Origin of the sequence: Listeria valentina, assembly GCF_011800755.1 — a bacterium.
Lineage (GTDB): Bacteria > Bacillota > Bacilli > Lactobacillales > Listeriaceae > Listeria > Listeria valentina.
Genome location: NZ_JAATJW010000001.1, coordinates 18752 through 39646 on the forward strand (window position 1 = coordinate 18752; position 20895 = coordinate 39646).

Here is a 20895-nt window from a genome sequence, read left to right on the forward strand (position 1 = left end):
GGATTTCTTTTATTTCGTTAATTTAATTGTTCCCGTTTCCGTTCCAACTGGATCAGACTCAGAGCCAAAATAGCTGAGCCAAGAAAGCGATACAGAATGAATGGAAGCAACTGATTTCAGTTTTTCCAGTGGAAATACTAGAGTACCTTCAATTGTTTTTCCAGGTTCCACAGTGCTTGCATCAAATTCAGAAAGCAAGACATCTCCACCATCTACTTCCATTTTAGAAGCTTCTAGTGTCCCTTGGTTCGGATAAGTCGTAAGCTTCTCTTTCCCGTTATTTTTCACAGCCAATACAAGCGAAATACTGCCCGGCACTTCTTTTTGTTCCATCGTAGAATAAACGGGTTTTTTCTCCACTTTGATTGTTTTAACCGTCAATTCAATATTATTTTCATTTACTTTATGATTTACTTGGTAGGTTTTCGCTTCTTTTTTCCCAGATTCACTTGTCGATTTTCCAGCCGAATAATTCAATACTTTATTATTCACATCATCTAATTGTTTAAAGTGTAAAAAGACACCCACAATCGAAGCAATCATTAATACCATTCCCACGCCAACTAAAATGGCCCCTACTTTTCTTTGTTTCGGGAAAAATAAAATGATCAGTCCAATCACAAACAGAATAAAGGCTAGGATGCCACCTAAAATAATCCATAGTAACATGTAAAATACTCCTTCTTCTTGCTAATAACTGGTTTAATCATACCATTTGTCAGAGGCTAGCGCAACGAAGGTAAATCCGATGCTGGAGATGGATAAGCAAAAATGAGCGAGTCAAGCGCATCGATTGTTAGCCCCGCTTTCATCAAAAGCACGATATAATTGATCATGACATCTGCTTCTTCATTGATAAAAGATGCGCCAGCAATCTTCCCGGTTTCTTTTTCCGTTATAACTTTAGCATGACTGAGATACTCATTGGTTCGCCGGTACGTATACCAGTTTTTCATATCAATTTCATTTACATGATAGCGATCCTTTTCTTGAAGCGCTTCTCTTGCCGTCAATCCGACCTGAGCCATTTTAGGACTCGAGAACATAGCACTTGGAATCGCCGGATACTGAATCTCTTGTTTCTTGCCTAAAATATACGAAACCGCAAAATCCGCCTCAAAGCTGTCCACGGGTGTAAGTGGAAGACCCGGAGTAATTGAAACATCTCCTACTGCTAGAACATGGGGGACGGCTTCAAGCGATTGATTAACAAGAATACCGTGCCGGTTCGACTGAATTCCTGCTTTTTCAAGGTTTAGCCGCTCGATATTTGGTTTCCGACCCGCCGTCGCAAAAACGGCATCGACTTCAAGCGTCCAATTTTGAGCAGAAAGCAAAATCCCAGCATCTCTTTTTGCAAGTTGCTCCACATCCGTATCAAAGTGAAAATGAACGCCATCTGATTTGAGCGAACTCACAAGCATCGCCACGTGGTCCTCATCAAACCCTTTTAACGGCCGACTATTATGATGGATCAAATGTACTTCACTTCCCGCCGCATGTGCAATTGCTGCAAACTCAAAGGCAATATAGCCACCTCCAACAAAAGCGATCCGTTTCGGAAGAGTCTCCAAATCCAAAAAATCATCACTCGTAAGAAAAATTTCTTTTCCTTCGATATCCGGAATGTTTGGTCGTGCTCCTGTCGCGATAATAATGTCTTCAGCAGAAAGTGTATCTTCGCCAACTTGCAACTTATGAGCATCCAGAAAAGCGGCGCTTCCTTTGAACGTTTCAATTTTTGCTTCTTGAAAACCTTCTAAGCGACTTTCTGGAACAGACTCAACAAAGCTTTTCTTGAAGTCTTGCAAATCTTTCCAATCAATCTCCGCGACTTGCTTGATTCCCTTGCCTCGTAACCGCTCCGAAAAATTATGTGCTTCCATCGCACCAGCTAATACCTTTTTAGGATCGCATCCACGAAGCACACACGTGCCGCCCCAATCCCGTTCTTCAATAATTGCCACTTTCTTTCCCGCTTCATTAAGTGCATAAGCGGCGGAAGTCCCGGTCACACCACTTCCAATCACAATGGCATCAAACTTGTAATCCATATTGTTCATCCTCTCCAATTATCCTCTAACTCTTTTCCCGAATTTCTCTAGATAAAAACAAAGAAGTTTTAGGCTAGCTAAAAAGCTAGCCTAAAACTTCTAGACTTCCATAATAATTGGTAAAATCATCGGACGGCGTTTTGTTTGTTCAAACAAGAAACGATTTAGTTGATCGCGAATATCCTGCTTCAACTTCGACCATTCAAACTCACTATCTTGCAAGTTTTTCTCAACGATTTTACTTACAAGTTTTTGCGAGTCTTCAATTAAGCGTTCCGATTCACGTACATATACAAAACCTCTTGAAATCATTTCAGGGCCTGAAATGATTTTTTTATGGCGCCGACTAAGCGTAACAACAACGATGAAAATACCGTCTTCCGAAAGAAGTTTCCGGTCTCTTAAGACAATGTTCCCAACATCGCCAACACCTAAGCCGTCAATCAGCGTATTCCCAGCATAAACGCGGTTTCCAACGGACATGCGCCCTGCTTTATATTCCACGACTTCTCCTTTTCCAACTACAAAAACATTGGATTTTGGAATGCCCACACTATTTGCTAGTTTAGCATGTGCAATAAGCATCCGATATTCGCCGTGAACGGGTACAAAGTAAGTCGGTTTCAGTAAGTTGAGCAATAGTTTCAAGTCGTCTTGGCTTGCATGGCCAGACACAAACAAATCGCGGCTCATCGTGAGAACACGTGCACCAGCTCGGTACAGCATATCGATTGTTTTTGCCATCATTGTTTCTAAAGAAGGGCTTGGTGTTGTTGTGATGTAAACGGTATCCCCCGCTTTAATATTAACCTTTGGATGATTCCCTTTTGTCATTAATTGAAGCGACTGAATCGGCTCACCAAGATTTCCAGTTTCAATGATAGTAATTTCATCATCTGGGTATTTTTTCATTTCTTTAAATGGAATAATCAAATCATCGTCCATTTTGAGCTTATCTAAGCTGCTTGTAATTTCAACAACACGTTCTAGTTCTTTCCCAACAATAACGACTTTCCGTTTCGTTGCCGCAGAAGCATCTAACACTTGTTGCAAACGAATAACATTCGAAGCTACACAAGCAACGATAATTCGACCCTCAGCCGTTCGAAACGCGTGACGCACTTCTTGTTCGATGTCACTATCGCTCGAAGTTGTTCCCGGATGCTCGGCTTCTGAGCTATCTGATAGCAAGGCTAGAACGCCAGCTTCTCCAACATCTGCAATAGCACTAAGACTCGTTTCGTAGCCTTCATTTGCGGATTGATCAAATTTAAAATCACCCGAATAAACGATTGAACCTTCGCTCGTATTAATCACAATCCCAACCGAGTCAGGAATCGTATGTGTTGTCCGGAAAAATTGGACATTGACTTTATTAAACTTGATGATGCTATCTTCATCAATCACATGGAAATTTTTAAACCGCACTTTCCGGTATTCTTTAACAGAATTTTTAGCGAGTGAAATCGTTAATTCAGTCCCGTACACAGGCGCTTTGACCTTCTGAAGCAAATAAGGCAAAGCTCCAATCGCATCTTCATGTCCATGAGAAAGAATAATCGCTTTCACACGGTCTTTATTTTCTTCTAAATACTTGAAATCGGGAATAACAACATCAATGCCTAGAAGTTCATCTTCTGGGAACATCAGCCCAGCATCTAAGACAAAAATTTCATCGTCTACTTCGACGACATACATATTTTTCCCGCTTTCATCTACCCCGCCCAGCGGAATAATTTTAATCTGTTTCGCTTTTTTTAGTGTCAAAGCGTAAACCTCCTTTAGCTTTTTTGCGACTCTTCATAAATCGCTTTAAGTTTCTTGCCTTGTTCCTCGTCTAAATCAACAAGTGGCAAGCGAACGTGACCAACATCAACGCCCCTATCGTTTAGCAAAAATTTCGTCGGAGCAGGATTTGGTGAACTAAACAAACCACGCATAAGTGGAAGCAGTCTTCTGTGGATTTCAGATGCTTTCTTCACTTCCCCGTTCTCGTAAGCTTCAATCATTTCTTTCGTTTCATTTCCCGCCACATGGCTCAGTACAGAAACGACACCACGACCGCCGACTGACAAAATAGGGAGGGTTAAGCTATCATCTCCGCTATAGACGGTAAAGTCATCTGCTGTTTCTTCCACGATTTGCGAAATGTTTTCTAAATTTCCGCTTGATTCTTTGACGGAAACAATGTTCTCCAATTTGGATAATGCAATAATGGTTTCTGGCTCGATATTAACAACAGAACGCCCAGGAATGTTATAAATCATAATTGGTAGCGGACTATTTTCTGCTACCGCTTTAAAATGTTCATAGATTCCTCGTTGGTTTGGTTTGTTGTAGTAAGGTGTGACAACAAGGGCTGCATCATAGCCCCCTAAGTCTGCAACTTCTTTTGTAAACGCAATCGTTTCTGCCGTATTATTTGATCCCGTTCCAGCAATTAATTTTGCTCTGCCATCATTTACTTTGACAACTTCCGTCATTAATTTGATTTTTTCATCATGAGACAGCGTTGGTGATTCTCCTGTCGTTCCAGAAACAACTAATCCGTCTGATCCTGTTTCAATCAAATGATTGACAAGTCGATGAATTCGTTTACGACAAACAACATCTTTCTCCGGATGAATTGGGGTCACCATGGCTGTAATTACTTTTCCAAAATCCATATTTAATCCCTCCTGATTCGCATTTTTATTCTACTTCTAAACAAAAAGTATCATGCAAAGCATTGACTGCTTGAATTAAGTCTTCTTCACTAATCAGCACCCAAATCGTGGTATGGCTATCTGCAGACTGTAAAATCTGAATCCCGCGTGCTGCTAGAGCACTGACAATTTTAGCCGTAACACCTGGAACACCAGTAATTCCTGCCCCAACGATTGATACTTTCGCGCAGTGTTCCGTAACAAGCACTGAAAATCCTTGCTTTTCAAGTAGTTCGACTGTCTGCGTTCTTTTTTCTTCTGGAACAGTAAACGCAATATTTTCAGTCCCAATGCTGATAAAGTCAAGACTGATCCCATGTTCCGCTAAAAGACTAAAAGCATCTTGTTGCTTGTCTGGTGTTTCGATTCGCACATTGATTTGCGTTAAATTCGTGACATGAGCGATTCCTGTTACAAGGCGTTCTTTAATATCAAAGTGACTTTCTTCATTTGAAAGCGCCGTAACAAGTGTCCCTTCACCGTCCAGATAGGTAGAACGAATTCGCATGGGAATCTTCGCCGTCATCGCAATTTCAACCGCACGTGGATGAATGACTTTTGCACCTTGATAAGCCATATTGCTCACCTCGTTATAACTAACGCGAGGAAGGCTACGCGCATGTTCGACAATCCGTGGATCCGCCGTCATCATCCCGTCAACATCAGTAAAAATATCCACAAAATCCGCTTGGAGCGCAACACCAAGAGCCGCTGCAGAAGTATCACTTCCACCTCGACCTAAAGTCGTGACATCGCCATGTTCGTCTACACCTTGGAACCCAGCTACGACGACGACATCCACTTGATCGAAAGCTGCACGAATTCGTTTTGGATCCACTTCAAGAATTTTTGCATTTAAGTGTTCACTTGTTGTCAAAATGCCTGCTTGCCCGCCAGAAAAGCCAACAGCATTCACGCGAGCTTCTTTCAACATGTTCGTAAATACCGCGCAAGAAATCGTCTCACCAACAGAAAGAAGCATGTCTTCTTCGCGATTTGAAAGCTTTGTCCCTTTGGCGCCGATAAGTTCAAGCAGTGTATCCGTTGCGTAAGGATCACCAAGACGACCAATAGCCGAAACAACAACGACCACTTTATAACCAGCTTCTGTTGCTCGTTTGATATGACCAAAAGCCATTTTTCGCGTTTCTTCACTTTGGACGGAAGTTCCGCCGAATTTTTGCACGATCAAATTCATTTTTAAGAACACCTCTAAATAATTTCTAATTTCACAAGACTTTCAGCAATTTGAATCGAATTCCAGGCAGCTCCTTTTAGCAAGTTATCTGAAACAATCCACATGTGGAAACCTTTAGGATCGTCAAGATCGTGCCGCACGCGCCCCACAAATACTTCTTTTTTATTTTCAGAAAGAGCCGCTTGCGGATAGATTTGATTGGCTGGATCATCTTCCAAAACAATTCCTGGCGCATCTTTCAAAGCTTCTTGAATCGCTTGAGCCGAAACTCCTGCTTCTTCCACTTCAATATAAACAGACTCCGAGTGCCCCGTTACAACTGGAATGCGCACGCATGTCGCCGCTACTTTCATCGTGTCATCTTCCATGATTTTGCGCGTTTCATTGATCATCTTCATCTCTTCATATGTATAATCGTTATCTGTAAATACATCGATTTGAGGAAGCGCATTAAACGCGATTTGATAGTGTTTCTTGTCACCTTTAACCGGTAAATACTCCGGTGTAAAATCTTCCCCATCTAAAATAGCACGAGATTGATTCTTTAACTCTTGAATCGCTGAAATTCCTGAGCCCGAAACTGCTTGATAGGTCGAAACAATAATTCGGTTCAGCCCAAATTTTTCACGAATTGGTTCAAGCGCCGCAACCATTTGGATCGTTGAACAATTTGGATTGGCGATAATGCCCACATGCTTTTTGAGCGCTTCTTCATTCACCTCTGGAACAACAAGCGGAACAGCTGGATCCATCCGAAAAGCACTCGTATTGTCGATCACGATTGCGCCTCTTTGAACAGCTTCTTTCGCTAAAGCTTTAGAGACCGATCCACCCGCACTGAAAAGCGCAATATCTACGCCCGAGAAACTCTCAGGTTTAGCTTCTTCAATTGTGATTTCTTCTCCGCGGAAAGTTTTTTTCTTGCCCGCTGAACGAGCTGACGAAAGAAACGAAACCTTCCCAATTTCAAACGAAGTAACTTGCTCTAATAATTCGATCATTTGTGTTCCAACCGCTCCTGTTGCCCCGACAACCGCCACATGATAGTTTTTTGCCATGATCTATTTCCTCCTCCTCTTCGGAAAAAGTGATTCGTTCACTTTAAACTCTTCTTATCATACCATAAAAGCTCTTGTTTCGCAGTTCTTTTAGTGCCTATTCCAAAAAAAGAATCCCGCCCGTAACGGACAGGATTCTTTTTACTTCTCAGTTTGTTTCGACTGCGCTTCGCGTGCTTGTGCGACGTTGTTAACAGGTTGATTCACATGTGAGGTTTCTTTCTTTTGTTCAGCACGTTGTTTTTTGAGCTCAAAGTATTTATCATATACTTCTTTAGCGATGCTCATGTTGATTTTCGAATCGCTATATCCATCACGATATTCCCAAGGGACAACGACTGCAATTGAAATTTCTGGTTTTTTAACCGGTGCATAGCCAACAAAAGTAGTATTCCACACAGCAGCCATATTATTGCCTTCTTTTGGTCCATCATAGAAAGCCTGAGCCGTCCCTGTTTTTCCGGCTACATCATAGTCAGAGGACGTAAACACCGAACGAGCCGTTCCGCTAGAACCATGAGTTACTGCATAGAAGCCTTTTTGAATGGTTTCAATATCAGCTTCAGATACTCCTAGTCGGTTCATTACTTTCGGTTGCGTACTTGTTGCAAGTGAGCCAACTGTGTCTCCGCTTGTACTTGGGTTACGAATTTCTTTTAACATCGTTGGTGCGATCCGTGAACCACCATTTGCGATAACAGAAGAGTATTGCGCAAGTTGAAGCGGTGTATAAGAATCGTATTGTCCGATTGCAAAATCGAGAATCTTACCAACCGTGTCATCCGACCCTTTATATCCGATTTGCTCTCCAGGTAAGTCAATCCCAGTTTGAACGCCAAGACCAAATTGGTTGTAATAATAACGCATCTTATCAAAAGTTGTAAGCGGTGCACGAAGCGGTCCATCATAGACGTATTTCGCGCCAGCCATTTTCATTGAAACTTGATACATATACGAGTTTGATGAAATTTCAAGCGCTCCAACTGGACTAAGTGTACGCGTTCCTTCTCCGTTCCGGTTAAACCAAGAACTTTTGGCTTTTGTTCCCTTAAATTTAATGGGTTTATCTGTAAAGTAAGTATTTCTTGTAATCGAATCACTCATGATCCCACCAAGAACGGTTGCTCCTTTAACAGCAGAACCCATGTTATAAGCTGTTGTAAAACTTCCAAGTGAATAATCTTCAAACGATCCATCACTATTTAGTTTTTGACCAGCCAGTGAAAGAATTTCCCCACTATAAGGATCCATTGCGACAACAAACGCACGATCTAGTAAGTCAGATCCGCTTGCTGCTTTCCCTCTTTTAATATTATTACGAAGGATTTCTTCTACAGCACGTTGAAAGTCTAGATCAACAGATAAAACGAGATCTTTTCCTTTCGAGCCTTCTGTTTTTTGTACAGTTTCAATGATATTTCCTTGCGCATCCATTACACTTTCAGACTGAGATTTTTGCCCAGCCAAAATACTTTGGTATTCGGATTCAAGATAGCTTTTACCAACACGGTCGTTTCGGCTATAACCTTGTGAAAGGTAGTATTCTGCTTTTTCTTTCGGTAGCCCTTCTTTCGCAGAAGAAACGGATCCAAGAATCGAGCGAAGGGTTTCATCATACGTGTAGAAGCGATTCCAGTCAGTTGTCGTATCGACACCCGGTAATTTTTCCAAGTTTTCACTCACACGAGCGATTTCTTCATCCGTTACATCTTTTCCTTTAACAATGGATTCTGTCATCGCATAACCACTTGTCATTTTTTTATAAATCGTAGCGATTCGTTTATCATCAGTTGATAAATCATCCAAATCTTTTTTCGTCACATCATTGACTTGTTTCTTGTACATCGCAGAAGAATCTAAGTTTTTCTCTTTTGCAGAAAGACGATTAAGCGATTCTTTTTCATGCGTTAAAATCCAGTAATCTTGTAAATCCCGTTCCGTTAATTTTTCAGGTTCGACTTTAATCATTTTATCGAGTTTTTTAGCAACCTGTAAAATCTCAGATGTTTTCGTTTTCTCACTGCGTGTATACGTAATCGTTTTTACAGCTGTATTACCAACTAAGAGGTTATAATTTCGGTCAAAAATAACACCCCGAGGTACATTTTTTGAAACCGTTACATTATCCGTTTCCTCGAGTTGACGTTTATACGTATCGCCTTGAACAATTTGAACAATTCCAAGTCGTAAGATTAAAACAGAAAACAAAATGAAGATAACAAAAAATAAAATATTGAGACGGAGTGGAATCACGGCACGTTTTTTCTTTTTGATTGGATCTTTCTTTTTTCTAAAATTCAGTTTCACGTATCACAAACCCTCTCTTTGTTTAATGCCTCTTCCTATTGTATCTGAAAACCAACAACTTTTCCACTTTATCCTGATAAGAATTTCATTAAAAAAAGTAAAAGAAAACCGTAAGAAAGGAGATATTCCCTCTCTTACGGTTTTCTACTTACATCTATTTTATTTAGCAGCTTCGAAACGACGTGCTACTTCATCCCAGTTTACAACATTCCAGAAAGTATCAATGTATTCTGGACGACGATTTTGGAATTTCAAATAGTAAGCATGTTCCCAAACATCAAGACCAAGAACTGGTGTATAGCCTTCAGTAAGTGGTGAATCTTGGTTTGGCAAGCTGATGATTTCAAGTTTGCCATCTTTCAAAACAAGCCAAGCCCAGCCTGATCCGAAACGAGCCGCTGCTGCTGCTGCAAATTTTTCTTTAAATCCATCAAAGCTTCCGAAAGTACTGTCAATTGCTTCTTTCAAAGCGCCAGCAGGTTCCCCACCACCGTTTGGACTTAAGATAGTCCAGAATAAGCTGTGGTTAGCGTGACCTCCACCATTATTACGAACCGCTGTGCGGATGCTTTCAGGAACGCTGTTTAAATCAGCTACAAGATCTTCGACAGATTTACTTGCAAGTTCCGGATAATCTTTCACCGCATCATTTAATTTTGTTACATAAGTATTGTGGTGCTTCGTATAATGGATTTCCATTGTTTCCTTGTCAAAATTTGGTTCAAGCGCATCATACGTATATGGTAGTTTTGGTAATTCGTATGCCACTGTCAATTCCTCCTCGAAAATAATTTTGATTGTCGCAAGCGAAACTAAGACTGTATCTATTGGCTCAGCATCCACATCCATAGTACTAACCATGAACACGTGGAAAAGTCCTTTCTAGTCCCATCGTTTACATCTTTTAGCCTAACACGATTAAACTACTGTTGCAATTTTTCTGCTTCCAGCAATTTCTCTTTGCTTTTAAGCTAAATTCAAGCTATCATTAAAAACAGACAGGGCTTTGAAAATCGCTATGCGTTCTTTCTCTTCCCTCTTCAAAAATTTTCAAACAAATATTGTGAGGTGCTGACTACGAAAATGAATATCTTTAAGCGTTTTTGGAGAAGTATTTATTCCCCGAAAGATATTGCAACCTTCCGAAAAGATAAAATAAGTAAAAGTATCACTTATCTTATCGTGCTAGGGTTTCTTGCCTTTTTACCGCTCGCTTACTACACCACGACGACAACTCAAAATGTACTTAAACTGAGCAAAGAATCCTTACAAAATCAAATTCCAGATTTTAGCGTTCAAGATGGAAAACTCGTAACGAAAGATCAATCTGCAGACAATCTTCCCATTTCAATTGATGAAGGAAGCTTACATATTTATTATGATGCAAGCGGAACTCTTGATAAAGACGATGTAGATAACAAAATTGGATCCTACGAAAGTGCTTTTGCTTTCTTATCGAATGGCGTCTACATCACGGCTAGTGGCTTCTCCCAGTCCTTCAGCTATAAGACGCTTGGGATTTCTGATAAAGACGATCTTTTAACAATGTATGGATCGGTGACAGACACGACTAAGTATGTAATTCCTTTGATCCTACTTTTCTTATTCATATTTATGCTCGGCATGATGTTTTTCCGCGTTGCGATTTACGGTCTATTTGGCTTTATCTTGACTGGATTCGGACGAGGCGGCGTGAGCTACCGGGAAAACTGGATGATTGCGACCTACGGAATCACGCTTGCAACGGTCTTCAGCATGGTGATGGAATGGCTCCAAATTCAAGTTCCCTTTGGAATGGAAATCAACATGGCGGTTAGCTTGATCGTTATTTTCCTTGCGATTCGGACGATTCCGCAAAACAAACCTGAATAGAAATTTGAAGAGGTCACCCTTATTCGGTGGCCTCTTCCTTTTTTCTTAGAAAAATTTAATCTAAGAGTTAGTGCTTTCCTCTAAAAAAAGTGATATGATACTAAAGAAAACAAATTCTGAATAGTGAATGTAAAAGGAGAGAATTTCCTTGAACGAAAGAACTTTACGAACTGAAACCCGTCCGGTTAAGGTCGGTAATTTAACAATTGGCGGGAGCAACGAATTATTTATTCAAAGTATGGCAACAACGAAAACACATGACGTTGAAGCTACAGTTGCTGAAATTTTGCGACTTGAAGAAGCTGGATGTCAAATTGTTCGTGTGGCTTGTCCGGATGAACGTGCAGCAAATGCTTTAAGCGATATAAAGAAACGCATCCACATTCCGCTTGTGGCAGATATTCATTTTGATTATCGTCTTGCTTTAAAAGCTATCGAAGCAGGAGTTGACAAAATTCGAATCAATCCCGGAAATATTGGTCGCCGGGAACGCGTCGAAAAAGTGGTAACTGCAGCTAAAGCAAAAGGCATCCCAATTCGTATTGGAGTCAATGCTGGAAGCCTTGAAAAGAAAATCATCCAAAAATATGGCTATCCAACGGCGGATGGCATGGTGGAAAGTGCGCTACATCACATCAAAATTTTGGAAGACTTGGATTTCCATGACATCATCGTGTCCCTTAAAGCTTCGGATGTGAATTTAGCGATTGAAGCCTACGATAAAGCAAGTCGCGCTTTTAATTATCCCCTCCACCTTGGGATTACAGAATCTGGAACTCAATTTGCTGGTGGAATAAAAAGCGCTGCCGGGCTGGGCGCTATTTTAAGTCGCGGCATCGGAAATACACTTCGCGTTTCGCTTAGTGCCGATCCTGTTGAAGAAGTAAAAGTAGCTCGTGAATTGCTCAAATCATTTGGACTTTCGTCTAACGCGGCAACACTTATCTCTTGCCCAACTTGTGGTCGGATCGAAATTGATTTGATCAGCATTGCTAATGAAGTGGAAGAATACATTTCAAGCATTAAAGCGCCGATTAAAGTTGCTGTGCTTGGATGCGCAGTGAATGGTCCTGGGGAAGCTCGGGAAGCGGACATCGGAATCGCGGGGGCTCGCGGTGAGGGACTTCTTTTCCGTCACGGGAAAATTGTTCGAAAAGTCCCTGAAGAGACTATGGTAGACGAACTGAAAAAGGAAATTGATATTTTAGCTGAAGAATATTTTGCTAAAAAGGCAGCTGAAGAACAAGCAGCCAATTAAATTTATCCTAGGAAAACGAAACAGATCGCCGAGGCGGTCTGTTTTTTCTTGCCTTTTTATGTTACGATTAGCAAAAAATAAAAAAGGAGCATGAAGCAATGAATCAACAGCAAAACTTTCTTGGCGGAGTGAAAGCCTGCTTGCCAACTGTTCTCGGGTACGCTGGCATTGGAATTGCGGCTGGAGTTGTCGGAAAAGCCTCACAACTTTCGATTCTCGAAGTCACTCTCCTTGCAATGCTTGTTTACGCCGGAGCTTCTCAATTTATAATTTGTGGCATGCTCGTTCTCCACACTCCGATTTCCGCTATCGTTTTTACGGCTTTTTTGATTAATTCACGACACTTTTTGATGAGTATGGCGACAGCCCCGAGTTTCAAAAAGGAGTCTTTGGTACATAACCTTGGCATTGGAGCACTTTTGACCGATGAATCTTTCGCGGTGGCAATGAACAAAATCAGTCGAAGCGATCAAATTTCTGCTCAGTGGATGCACGGTTTAAATTTAACTGCTTATCTCACTTGGATTTTAGCCTGTTTTTTCGGAGCACTGCTTGGCGCTTTCTTGCCAAATCCAGAAAGCTTCGGTCTAGATTTTGCCTTAACAGCCATGTTTATCGGCTTACTTTATCTCCAACTGATCAGCGATAAATCAAAAAAAATACTCCACTCACTTCTTGTGATGGCAAGTGTTGCTGTTCTCGTGATCTTGTTGATGCGCTTTTTGAGTCCAGAACTGGCTGTTTTACTCGCAACCCTCATCGGGTGTTTGATTGGAGTGGTGACTGAAAAATGACCGTTCATGAGTATACTCTTTTAACAATTCTCGGCTGTGCACTTGTCACACTCATTCCGCGTATTCTGCCGTTTCTTTTAGTCAGGAAAATGAAGCTGCCAGAGTTTTTGCTACGATACTTGTCTTATGTTCCGCTTGCTATTTTGACAGCCCTCTTTGTACAGAGCTTACTACAAAAAGAAGCTGGGCAGTTTCCGAGCATCAAGCTGTTACCATTTCTTGCTTCCCTGCCAACCATTTTGACCGCCATCCTCACTAAAAGCTTGATCGCGATTGTCATTATCGGCGTACTTTCTATGGCACTCCTCCGGCTCCTCATTTAAAAACAGCGTAAAGCGAGCTCGCTTTACGCTGTTTTTTCTTTTGCCAAACATTCCGGGCATTTCCCGTAAATCTCAAATTTATGTCCATCAATTTCGTATCCAGGAAGAGCATCCGTCAGAAAATCCATCGGGCAAAGTAAAATTTCTCTTGTTTTCCCGCAACTCAAACAAATAAAATGATGATGGTGATGTTCATGAGAGCAAGCTAACCGAAAATTCCGTTCACCGGAAAGCTCCGTTTCTTCAAAGATTCCAAGTTCAACAAATAACGCCAAGTTCCGGTAAATCGTATCAAAGCTAATCCCCGGAAAATCATCCTTCATATTTTCTTGCACTTCTTTTGCCGTTAAATACCGATTTTTCCGCACAAAAAGTTCAATCAAAAATTCACGTTTATCGGTATGTTTGTAGCCCGAAGTTTTCATTTTATCCAAAGCTTCATTCACTGATAATGCCATTTTCCTCACCTCGTTTAGAAAGTATCCACTTGATTCGTATTTTTTGATAAATCATCGTCAAGATCAAAATCAAAACAGACAAAATCACAATCGTTCCACCCGGTGCCAAATCAAGATAATAAGCACTGATTAAACCGCCTAAAACGGCAATCTCCCCAAAAATCACAGCAATGACGATCGTTTGTTTAAACCCACGTGCAATTCGAATGGCTGCTGCAACCGGAAGCGTCATTAGCGAAGACACCAGTAAAATGCCAACGATTCGCATTGAGCTTGCAATTACGAGTGCGACTAACACCATAAAAATCATATCAAATACTTTAGCACGAATACCTGAAACTTTGGCATATTCTTCATCAAAAGATAATAAAAATAGTTCTTTATAAAGAAGTAAAATGACGATGAAAACAAAAATCGAAATACCCGTAATCGTCCACATATCCGTGCGACTAACCGCACTAACACTTCCGAATAAGTAGCTGAACAAATCCGTATTAAAGCCATTCGCCATGGAAATGAAAATCACCGAAAAACCCATTCCGGCCGACATAATGATCGGTATCGCAAGCTCTTCAAAGTGACGGTAGACAGACCGGAGTTTTTCCATTAAAAGGGATCCACCTGTTGCAAAGCCGAAACCGAGATAAAGCGGATTTAGCCCTGCAAGCGGTCCGTAAGTTTTGCTTAAAAACAAGCTAACCGCAATCCCCGCAAGGCTAACATGACTCAAGGCATCCGCCATTAACGATAGTCTCCGTACGACAATAAAACTACCAAGTAGCGGTGCAACGATTCCGATCACAAGCCCAACAATAAACGTGTTACGAATAAAATCAAACTGAAACAGGGTGGCAATCACAATTTGTCCCCTCCTGTTCCATGTAATGGTTCCCAGTTGCTTCCATTTCGCGTTCTTCAAGATAAAGCCCGTAGTCACGTGCTGACCCGTCAAACAGAACTCTTTGATTCAAGCTCACAACATGATCGACATATTGACTAACAGCTAAAAGATCGTGCGTCACTAAAAGAAGTGTCATTCCTTCTTCTTGATTAAGTTTTCTAAGCAATTCATAAAAGGACTGAACATTACGAGCATCAACGCCCACTGTAGGTTCATCTAAAATAAGTAACTCAGGTTTACTCACAAGCGAGCGTGCGATAAAAACACGTTGCTGTTGTCCACCTGAAAGCTCCCCGATATTACGATTTAAAAACGCCGTCATCGAAACCCGTTCAAGAGCTTCCTCGATCTCGCGTTGATCTTGTTTATTGAGTAATGAAAATAACCCCTTTTTCTTGGTTAAACCACTTGCAACCACTTCTTTTACAGTTGCAGGAAATGCGGAGTTAAAAGAATTGGCTTTTTGTGAAACAAAACTGACCTTTTCCCGCTCTTTGAATGCGCTACTGTCTTCCCCAAAAAGCGTGATCGTTCCCTTCTGGATTTTGAGTAAACCCAAGATTAATTTCAATAATGTCGACTTTCCCGAACCATTCGGCCCAATCAGCCCAGTAAAACTTCCCTTTTCAATATTCATCGAGATATTTTCTAAAACCTCATCTCGGTCGTAATGAAAAGATAGGTTTGAAACCTGCAGCACTGCTTCTTTCAATTTGTTCCACTCCTTTAATGCCTTGTTCGCATTTTACATTATAACTGACTTTTGACGGAATGTAAATCGAAATGATTTCGATTAAGAAAGAAGACGATTATTTTTCCTCATTTTGAGGAATAGCCTTACAGGAAGGAGAGGAATCAATTACATATGCAAATTATTTGGATGTTTTTAACTTATTTAGCCATGCTCGCCTTCCATGTTGTAGCAGAATGGCTACCTTTAAATGGAATGACAGCAAATGAAATAAGCAAAGAGTATCAAGCCTCACTCTTACCCGCTGATTTTGGCTTTATTATTTGGGGCGTGATTTGTCTTGCTTTATTCATTAGCATGGTAAGCGTCGCAAGCAGAAAAAGTCAAGTCAGTCCCAAGTGGATTTCCAGATTTATTGTCAGTAACTTTTTAAGCATTTTCTTCACGATTAGCTGGCATTATAATTGGATTTTTCTTTCAGTTATTCTTCTACTCATTTGGGTCGTTACAGTTCAGCGTTTGTACCAAGAAATCGATCGCCGAAACAAAATCGCGCGTTTCCCGCTATCGCTTTATTTTGGCGGACTTTCAATTTCTTTCTTCATTGTCCTAGATATTTACCTAGCCAAAATTCACGCAGAACTGGGAAATATACTCCCGATTTTGCTTTTAATCATCGGCTTTTTGTTAGCTTTCACGATCCGCTACAGAGAGCAAAATTTCGCCTATCCGCTCAGCGTCATCTGGCTTTACTTAAGCATCTTTTTCGGACAGCTAAGTCCCCATCCTAGCACCGCTTATACCGCTATTTTTTTCGCATTCTTATTAATTCTTACTTATTTTTTCAGACGACCGAAAGTACACTAAAAAAGAAAGAGCCAACAGAAGTTTCCTGCTGGCCCTTTCTTTTTATTTGGTAAAGATTTCTGTAAGAACGGGAACGACTTGCTTTTTCCGAGAAACAACGCCAAGAAGCGGTGCTTTATGATCGGTAAGTGTCACGTTATATGCTTGTTCGACAGCTTGTGTTTTTTCACCATAAGCAATACCAATAGAGTCGTTCGTCAAGATGTTTGTAACAACAAACAGATAAAGATCAAGCCCTTTATCAGCAACGGTTTTCGTAATCACCGGTTCTACTTCTTCCATTCGCGAAAGCACATCATTTTCATCTACCACATTGATTTGTGCGATCTCTACTTTTGCACCGCCCATGTTAAATTCTTTCGCATCTAGTAAAAGTTCAGCAACAGTTTTTGTGCTTACATCCGCTCCTGCACGAAGCATTTTCATTCCATACGCTTCAAGATCAAGGTCCGCAATACGAGCAAGTTCAGCCGCTGCTTTCTTATCTTCTTCCGTACATGTTGGCGATTTAAACAATAACGTATCAGAAATAATCGCTGAAACCATCAATTGCGCCGTCACTTTTGGAATAGCAATTTCTTTTTCATGAAATAATTTTACAAGAATCGTTGCTGTGCAACCAACTGGTTCCGCTCTGTAATAAAGCGGGTCAGCCGTTTCAAAGTTTGCGATTCGGTGATGATCGACAACGCTATGTACTGTTACTTTTGCGATATCATCAGCACTTTGTTGTGCTTCATTATGATCAACAAGGCAAACAGTATTCACTTCGTTTGCAACCGTTTCGACTAGTCGAGGTGCTTCGATACCAGCTTCCGCTAAAACAAAAGCCGTCTCCGAGTTCACTTCACCAAGTCGAACGGGCTCTACTTGAGCGCCCTCTGTTTTTTTTAATTCACTGAATGCAATTGCCGAACAAATCGCATCAGTATCCGGGTTTTTATGCCCAAAGACTAACATTTTTTCCATAGTTTCGCATCTCTCCTTTAACCTCTATCATTTTATCATTGCGCAAGAATTTTCGAAAGTAATTCTGGATCAAAAGTTCCATCTCGTAACATAGCAATTTCAAATTTATATGGAGGTTTTTTGTTTTTCTTATCCTCTCCGACATAAGGGGTCTCTAAAATTTTAGGACGATCCATTAACTGCGGATGATGAACCACATAATGCAAAGCGTCAAAACCGATGTGACCAAAGCCAATGTTAGCATGACGGTCTTTATGCGCCGCACGTTCATTTTTACTATCATTTATATGAAGTACTTTAAGCCGATCAAGACCGATAATTTTATCAAATTCATTTAGCACACCATCAAAATCATTCACAATATCGTAACCCGCATCATGAACGTGACAAGTATCGAATGTAACCGATAAAAGTTCATTGTGAGTCACACCATCGATGATCTGTGCTAGTTCTTCAAAAGTCCTACCGATTTCCGTTCCTTTTCCAGCCATCGTTTCAAGTGCGATTTGAACGTCATGTTTAGGATCAAGCGCTTCATTTAGCCCTTTGATGATTTGCTTAATACCAACTTCAGCCCCTTCCCCAACATGAGCTCCAGGATGAAGCACAATTTGCTTAGCAGAAAGAGCAGCTGTTCGTTCAATTTCTTGCTGTAAAAAGCTCACACCGAGTTCGTAAGTTTCTGGTTTAACGGTATTTCCGATGTTGATAATATAAGGAGCATGAACGACAATGTCGTCCATTCCGTTTTCTTTCATATGCGTAAGCCCAGCCTCAATATTCAGTTCATCAATGGGTTTACGACGAGTATTTTGTGGCGCTCCTGTGTATATCATGAACGTATTAGCATCATATGAAAGAGCTTCTTCACTTGCCCCGAGTAGCATTTTTTTGCCGCTCATTGATACATGTGAACCAATTCTCAACATAATTATTTTTTCCCCCGATTCTTTTTGCGATTTTCACGACGTTTGATCTCCGCCATTTTATAATTGATTTTCTTTTTATAACCTGGTTTGCGTTTTTTCTGCGCTTTTTTCCGCATTCCAATTTCACGTGGGTCAGCTGCTTCACGTTTTGCTTCACGTTTTGCACGTTTATTTCGGTCAAAAGTTTCAACAAATTCCCCTTGTTTTAGTTCAACGTGTTTAAACGTAATTCCCCGTTTTTCAAGTTGGTTCAGTTGATCTTCATCACGAGCTTCAAAAATGGTGAGTGCGATTCCACTGTGCCCTGCTCTTCCCGTCCGTCCAGTCCGGTGGATATAAAAGTCATTATCCTCAGGGAGCTCAAAGTTAATAACGTGACTGATACCTTGTACATCAATTCCCCGTGCCACTAAATCAGTTGCAACGATGTACTCGAAATCCATATTTTCAATTTGTTTCATTGTCCGTTTACGTTCACGTGGGGGCACATCGCCATGCACCTTGGCAACTTTAAGTCCTTCACTCACCAAATAATCATGCACTTGGTCCGCTGTTTGCTTCGTATTCGCAAAAACAATGGCGAGGAATGGCTGGAACGTTAACAGCGAATCCTTTAGCACCTCAAGTTTGTTCCGACTTTTAAGCGGAAGTAACCAGTGCTCAATCGTCTGTGCAGAGACAGCTTCAGGTGCGATATGTTCAAAGCGAGGGTTTTCCATATATTTTTTCAAAAACGGTTTTAATTTTTCTGGTATAGTCGCTGAAAAAACAAGCATTTGCAAATGAGGTGGCATTTTCCCAGCAATTTGGTCAACATCGTTTAAAAAACCCATATCAAGCGTCATATCTGCTTCATCGATCACTAAAATTTCTGCTGTGTAAACAAAAAGCGCTTTTTCACGAATCATGTCATTGATCCGTCCGGGTGTTCCGACAACAATTTGCGGTTGATTTTTCAATTTTTCGATCGTCCGTTGTTTATCTGTTCCACCAATTAAAAGTTGCGTCGAGATTTCATCTGGACTATGTTTCGTGATTTTTTTAATTTCATGATAAATCTGGGTTGCAAGCTCACGACTAGGCGCTGTGATGACTGCAAACACGCCTTCTCTTTTCGGATCTAGCTTTTCTAAAATTGGTAATAGAAAAGTATGTGTTTTTCCTGTTCCAGTTTTAGACTGTCCGATAATGCTTTCCCCGCGCAAAACTCCTGGAATTAACTTTTGCTGCACAGGGGTTGGCTCATAAAACCCAAGCGAGTTGATCGCTGTATTAATAAAAGGCTTAAAACCAAACTGGTCGAACCTTGTTTTCTTCATAAATTCACTTCACTCCGTTTCAGTTTCTTGTGCCATTATACCACTCGAGAGCGTTTCCTGCGACAAAAAACGAGAAAATCTAGCCAAAAAGTCATTTCTCTTATATAATGAAAACTGTAAACTGCCTACTTAGGAGGAAAATAACACGGATGGAGATTATTAAAATCAGCCCACGTGGCTATTGTTACGGCGTTGTTGATGCAATGGTCATCGCTAAAAATGCTTCACTTGATCCAAACTTACCAAGACCCATTCACATTTTGGGAATGATTGTTCATAATAAACACGTAACCGATGCGTTTGAAGAAATCGGGATTCATACCGTTGATGGTGAAAACCGCGAGGAAATCCTTGAACAAATTGATTCTGGCACAGTCATCTTCACAGCACATGGCATTTCACCGCGAGTTAAAGAACTTGCCAAAGCAAAAGGCCTTGTAACGATTGATGCGACTTGTCCAGATGTCATGCGGACTTACGATTTGATTTTAGAAAAAAAAACAGCTGGCTTTCAAATTATTTATATCGGAAAAAAAGGGCATCCTGAACCTGAGGGTGCATATGGAACAGCTCCTGATGTTGTCCATCTGGTTGAAACAGTAGCAGATATTGATGCCTTACATTTTTCAGCCAATGACAAAATTTTTGTCACCAATCAAACCACGATGAGCCAGTGGGATGTGCTTGATTTGATGGATTATATCCATGAGCGCTATCCACAAGCTGAAAATCACAAAGAAATTTGCATGGCCACACAAGTCCGCCAAGAAGCCGTTGCAGAACAAGCAAAAGGTGCTGATTTAACGATTGTAGTGGGAGATCCTAGGAGCAACAATACCAATCGTTTGGCACAAGTTTCAGAAGAAAAAGCTGGCGTTAAAGCTTACCGAGTCGCCGATGTTACAGAAATCGACTTGGACTGGCTAAAAAGCGCCCAAAAAGTAGCAATTACAGCTGGTGCAAGCACCCCTACACAAGTGATCCGAGAAGTCCTTGTTTACCTCGATCAATTTGATCCAAATGACGAGACAACTTGGGAAAAACATCATGAGCTGAGTGCTGATGCCATCTTACCCCGAGCTAAAAAGAAAAACATGGAAGAAAAACGACGAGCTCGTCTTGAACACTTAAAAAATGGTGGTCGATAATATAAGTAAAGCCGCTTTCCTACTCAGAAAGCGGCCTTTTCAAT

General features: G+C 40.9%; 20 protein-coding genes. 6 read left to right on the top strand and 14 right to left on the bottom strand.

Features of this window, described 5'->3' with window-relative positions; translation table 11 throughout:
- Nucleotides 1-9 precede the first annotated feature (9 nt).
- The 8 genes from HCK02_RS00090 to HCK02_RS00125 form a co-directional block, all read right to left on the bottom strand.
- Nucleotides 10-669, bottom strand: coding sequence for a DUF4352 domain-containing protein (locus tag HCK02_RS00090; RefSeq protein WP_167627918.1), 660 nt, complete (start codon nucleotides 667-669; stop codon nucleotides 10-12).
- Between the two features lie 56 nt (nucleotides 670-725).
- The gene (locus tag HCK02_RS00095; protein WP_167627920.1) at nucleotides 726-2054 is read right to left on the bottom strand and encodes a dihydrolipoyl dehydrogenase family protein; all 1329 of its coding nucleotides are present in this window, start codon (nucleotides 2052-2054) and stop codon (nucleotides 726-728) included.
- A 99-nt stretch (nucleotides 2055-2153) separates the two neighbouring features.
- Nucleotides 2154-3821 (bottom strand): ribonuclease J, encoded by a 1668-nt coding sequence (locus tag HCK02_RS00100; RefSeq protein WP_167627922.1) that lies wholly within the window; start codon nucleotides 3819-3821, stop codon nucleotides 2154-2156.
- A 14-nt stretch (nucleotides 3822-3835) separates the two neighbouring features.
- Nucleotides 3836-4720, bottom strand: coding sequence for a 4-hydroxy-tetrahydrodipicolinate synthase (gene dapA, locus HCK02_RS00105; RefSeq protein ID WP_167627924.1), 885 nt, complete (start codon nucleotides 4718-4720; stop codon nucleotides 3836-3838).
- Nucleotides 4721-4745: 25 nt separating this feature from the next.
- Nucleotides 4746-5957 (bottom strand): aspartate kinase, encoded by a 1212-nt coding sequence (gene dapG / locus HCK02_RS00110; RefSeq protein ID WP_167627926.1) that lies wholly within the window; start codon nucleotides 5955-5957, stop codon nucleotides 4746-4748.
- Nucleotides 5958-5971: 14 nt separating this feature from the next.
- The gene (locus HCK02_RS00115) at nucleotides 5972-7015 is read right to left on the bottom strand and encodes an aspartate-semialdehyde dehydrogenase (protein ID WP_167627929.1); all 1044 of its coding nucleotides are present in this window, start codon (nucleotides 7013-7015) and stop codon (nucleotides 5972-5974) included.
- Between the two features lie 141 nt (nucleotides 7016-7156).
- Nucleotides 7157-9322, bottom strand: a complete 2166-nt coding sequence (locus HCK02_RS00120) for a peptidoglycan D,D-transpeptidase FtsI family protein (RefSeq protein ID WP_167627931.1) — start codon at nucleotides 9320-9322, stop codon at nucleotides 7157-7159.
- A 159-nt stretch (nucleotides 9323-9481) separates the two neighbouring features.
- Entirely contained in the window at nucleotides 9482-10090 is a 609-nt protein-coding gene (locus HCK02_RS00125; RefSeq protein ID WP_167628092.1) for a superoxide dismutase, read from the bottom strand.
- A 315-nt stretch (nucleotides 10091-10405) separates the two neighbouring features.
- Here HCK02_RS00125 and HCK02_RS00130 point away from each other — a divergent pair, with 315 nt between their 5' ends.
- The 4 genes from HCK02_RS00130 (at nucleotide 10406) to HCK02_RS00145 (ending at nucleotide 13569) form a co-directional block, all read left to right on the top strand.
- Complete coding sequence (locus tag HCK02_RS00130) at nucleotides 10406-11194, top strand: DUF1189 domain-containing protein (RefSeq protein ID WP_167627933.1); 789 nt, start codon at nucleotides 10406-10408, stop codon at nucleotides 11192-11194.
- 148 nt (nucleotides 11195-11342) lie between these two features.
- Entirely contained in the window at nucleotides 11343-12452 is a 1110-nt protein-coding gene (ispG, locus tag HCK02_RS00135) for a flavodoxin-dependent (E)-4-hydroxy-3-methylbut-2-enyl-diphosphate synthase (RefSeq protein WP_167627935.1), read from the top strand.
- A gap of 77 nt (nucleotides 12453-12529) precedes the next feature.
- On the top strand, nucleotides 12530-13246 hold the full coding sequence (locus HCK02_RS00140) for an AzlC family ABC transporter permease (protein ID WP_246215497.1): 717 nt from the start codon (nucleotides 12530-12532) through the stop codon (nucleotides 13244-13246).
- Complete coding sequence (locus tag HCK02_RS00145) at nucleotides 13243-13569, top strand: AzlD domain-containing protein (protein WP_167627939.1); 327 nt, start codon at nucleotides 13243-13245, stop codon at nucleotides 13567-13569. Before HCK02_RS00140 ends, HCK02_RS00145 begins: the two co-directional genes overlap by 4 nt.
- A gap of 23 nt (nucleotides 13570-13592) precedes the next feature.
- Here HCK02_RS00145 and HCK02_RS00150 read toward each other — a convergent pair whose 3' ends face one another.
- From HCK02_RS00150 to HCK02_RS00160, 3 genes are read right to left on the bottom strand one after another with little or no spacing between them, the layout of a single operon-like run.
- Nucleotides 13593-14027 carry a Fur family transcriptional regulator gene (locus tag HCK02_RS00150; RefSeq protein WP_115752367.1) on the bottom strand — a complete coding sequence of 145 codons (435 nt, stop codon included), beginning with the start codon at nucleotides 14025-14027 and terminating at the stop codon, nucleotides 13593-13595.
- A complete protein-coding gene (locus HCK02_RS00155; protein WP_167627941.1) occupies nucleotides 14008-14886 on the bottom strand; it encodes a metal ABC transporter permease in 879 nt (292 codons plus the stop codon). Before HCK02_RS00155 ends, HCK02_RS00150 begins: the two co-directional genes overlap by 20 nt.
- Nucleotides 14861-15640, bottom strand: coding sequence for a metal ABC transporter ATP-binding protein (locus HCK02_RS00160; RefSeq protein ID WP_246215496.1), 780 nt, complete (start codon nucleotides 15638-15640; stop codon nucleotides 14861-14863). Before HCK02_RS00160 ends, HCK02_RS00155 begins: the two co-directional genes overlap by 26 nt.
- A gap of 153 nt (nucleotides 15641-15793) precedes the next feature.
- Here HCK02_RS00160 and HCK02_RS00165 point away from each other — a divergent pair, with 153 nt between their 5' ends.
- Nucleotides 15794-16486, top strand: a complete 693-nt coding sequence (locus HCK02_RS00165; RefSeq protein ID WP_167627943.1) for a hypothetical protein — start codon at nucleotides 15794-15796, stop codon at nucleotides 16484-16486.
- Nucleotides 16487-16528: 42 nt separating this feature from the next.
- Here the strand turns inward: HCK02_RS00165 and HCK02_RS00170 are convergent, their stop codons facing one another.
- Genes HCK02_RS00170 through HCK02_RS00180 form a run of 3 tightly spaced genes read right to left on the bottom strand, consistent with a single transcriptional unit; the run spans nucleotide 16529 to nucleotide 19703 of the window.
- On the bottom strand, nucleotides 16529-17455 hold the full coding sequence (locus HCK02_RS00170) for a manganese-dependent inorganic pyrophosphatase (RefSeq protein WP_167627945.1): 927 nt from the start codon (nucleotides 17453-17455) through the stop codon (nucleotides 16529-16531).
- 35 nt (nucleotides 17456-17490) lie between these two features.
- On the bottom strand, nucleotides 17491-18384 hold the full coding sequence (locus HCK02_RS00175; protein WP_167627947.1) for a deoxyribonuclease IV: 894 nt from the start codon (nucleotides 18382-18384) through the stop codon (nucleotides 17491-17493).
- Between the two features lie 2 nt (nucleotides 18385-18386).
- Nucleotides 18387-19703, bottom strand: coding sequence for a DEAD/DEAH box helicase (locus HCK02_RS00180; RefSeq protein WP_167627949.1), 1317 nt, complete (start codon nucleotides 19701-19703; stop codon nucleotides 18387-18389).
- Between the two features lie 149 nt (nucleotides 19704-19852).
- Between HCK02_RS00180 and HCK02_RS00185 the strand changes: the two genes are divergently transcribed.
- The gene (locus HCK02_RS00185) at nucleotides 19853-20851 is read left to right on the top strand and encodes a 4-hydroxy-3-methylbut-2-enyl diphosphate reductase (protein ID WP_167627951.1); all 999 of its coding nucleotides are present in this window, start codon (nucleotides 19853-19855) and stop codon (nucleotides 20849-20851) included.
- Nucleotides 20852-20895: the final 44 nt, after the last annotated feature.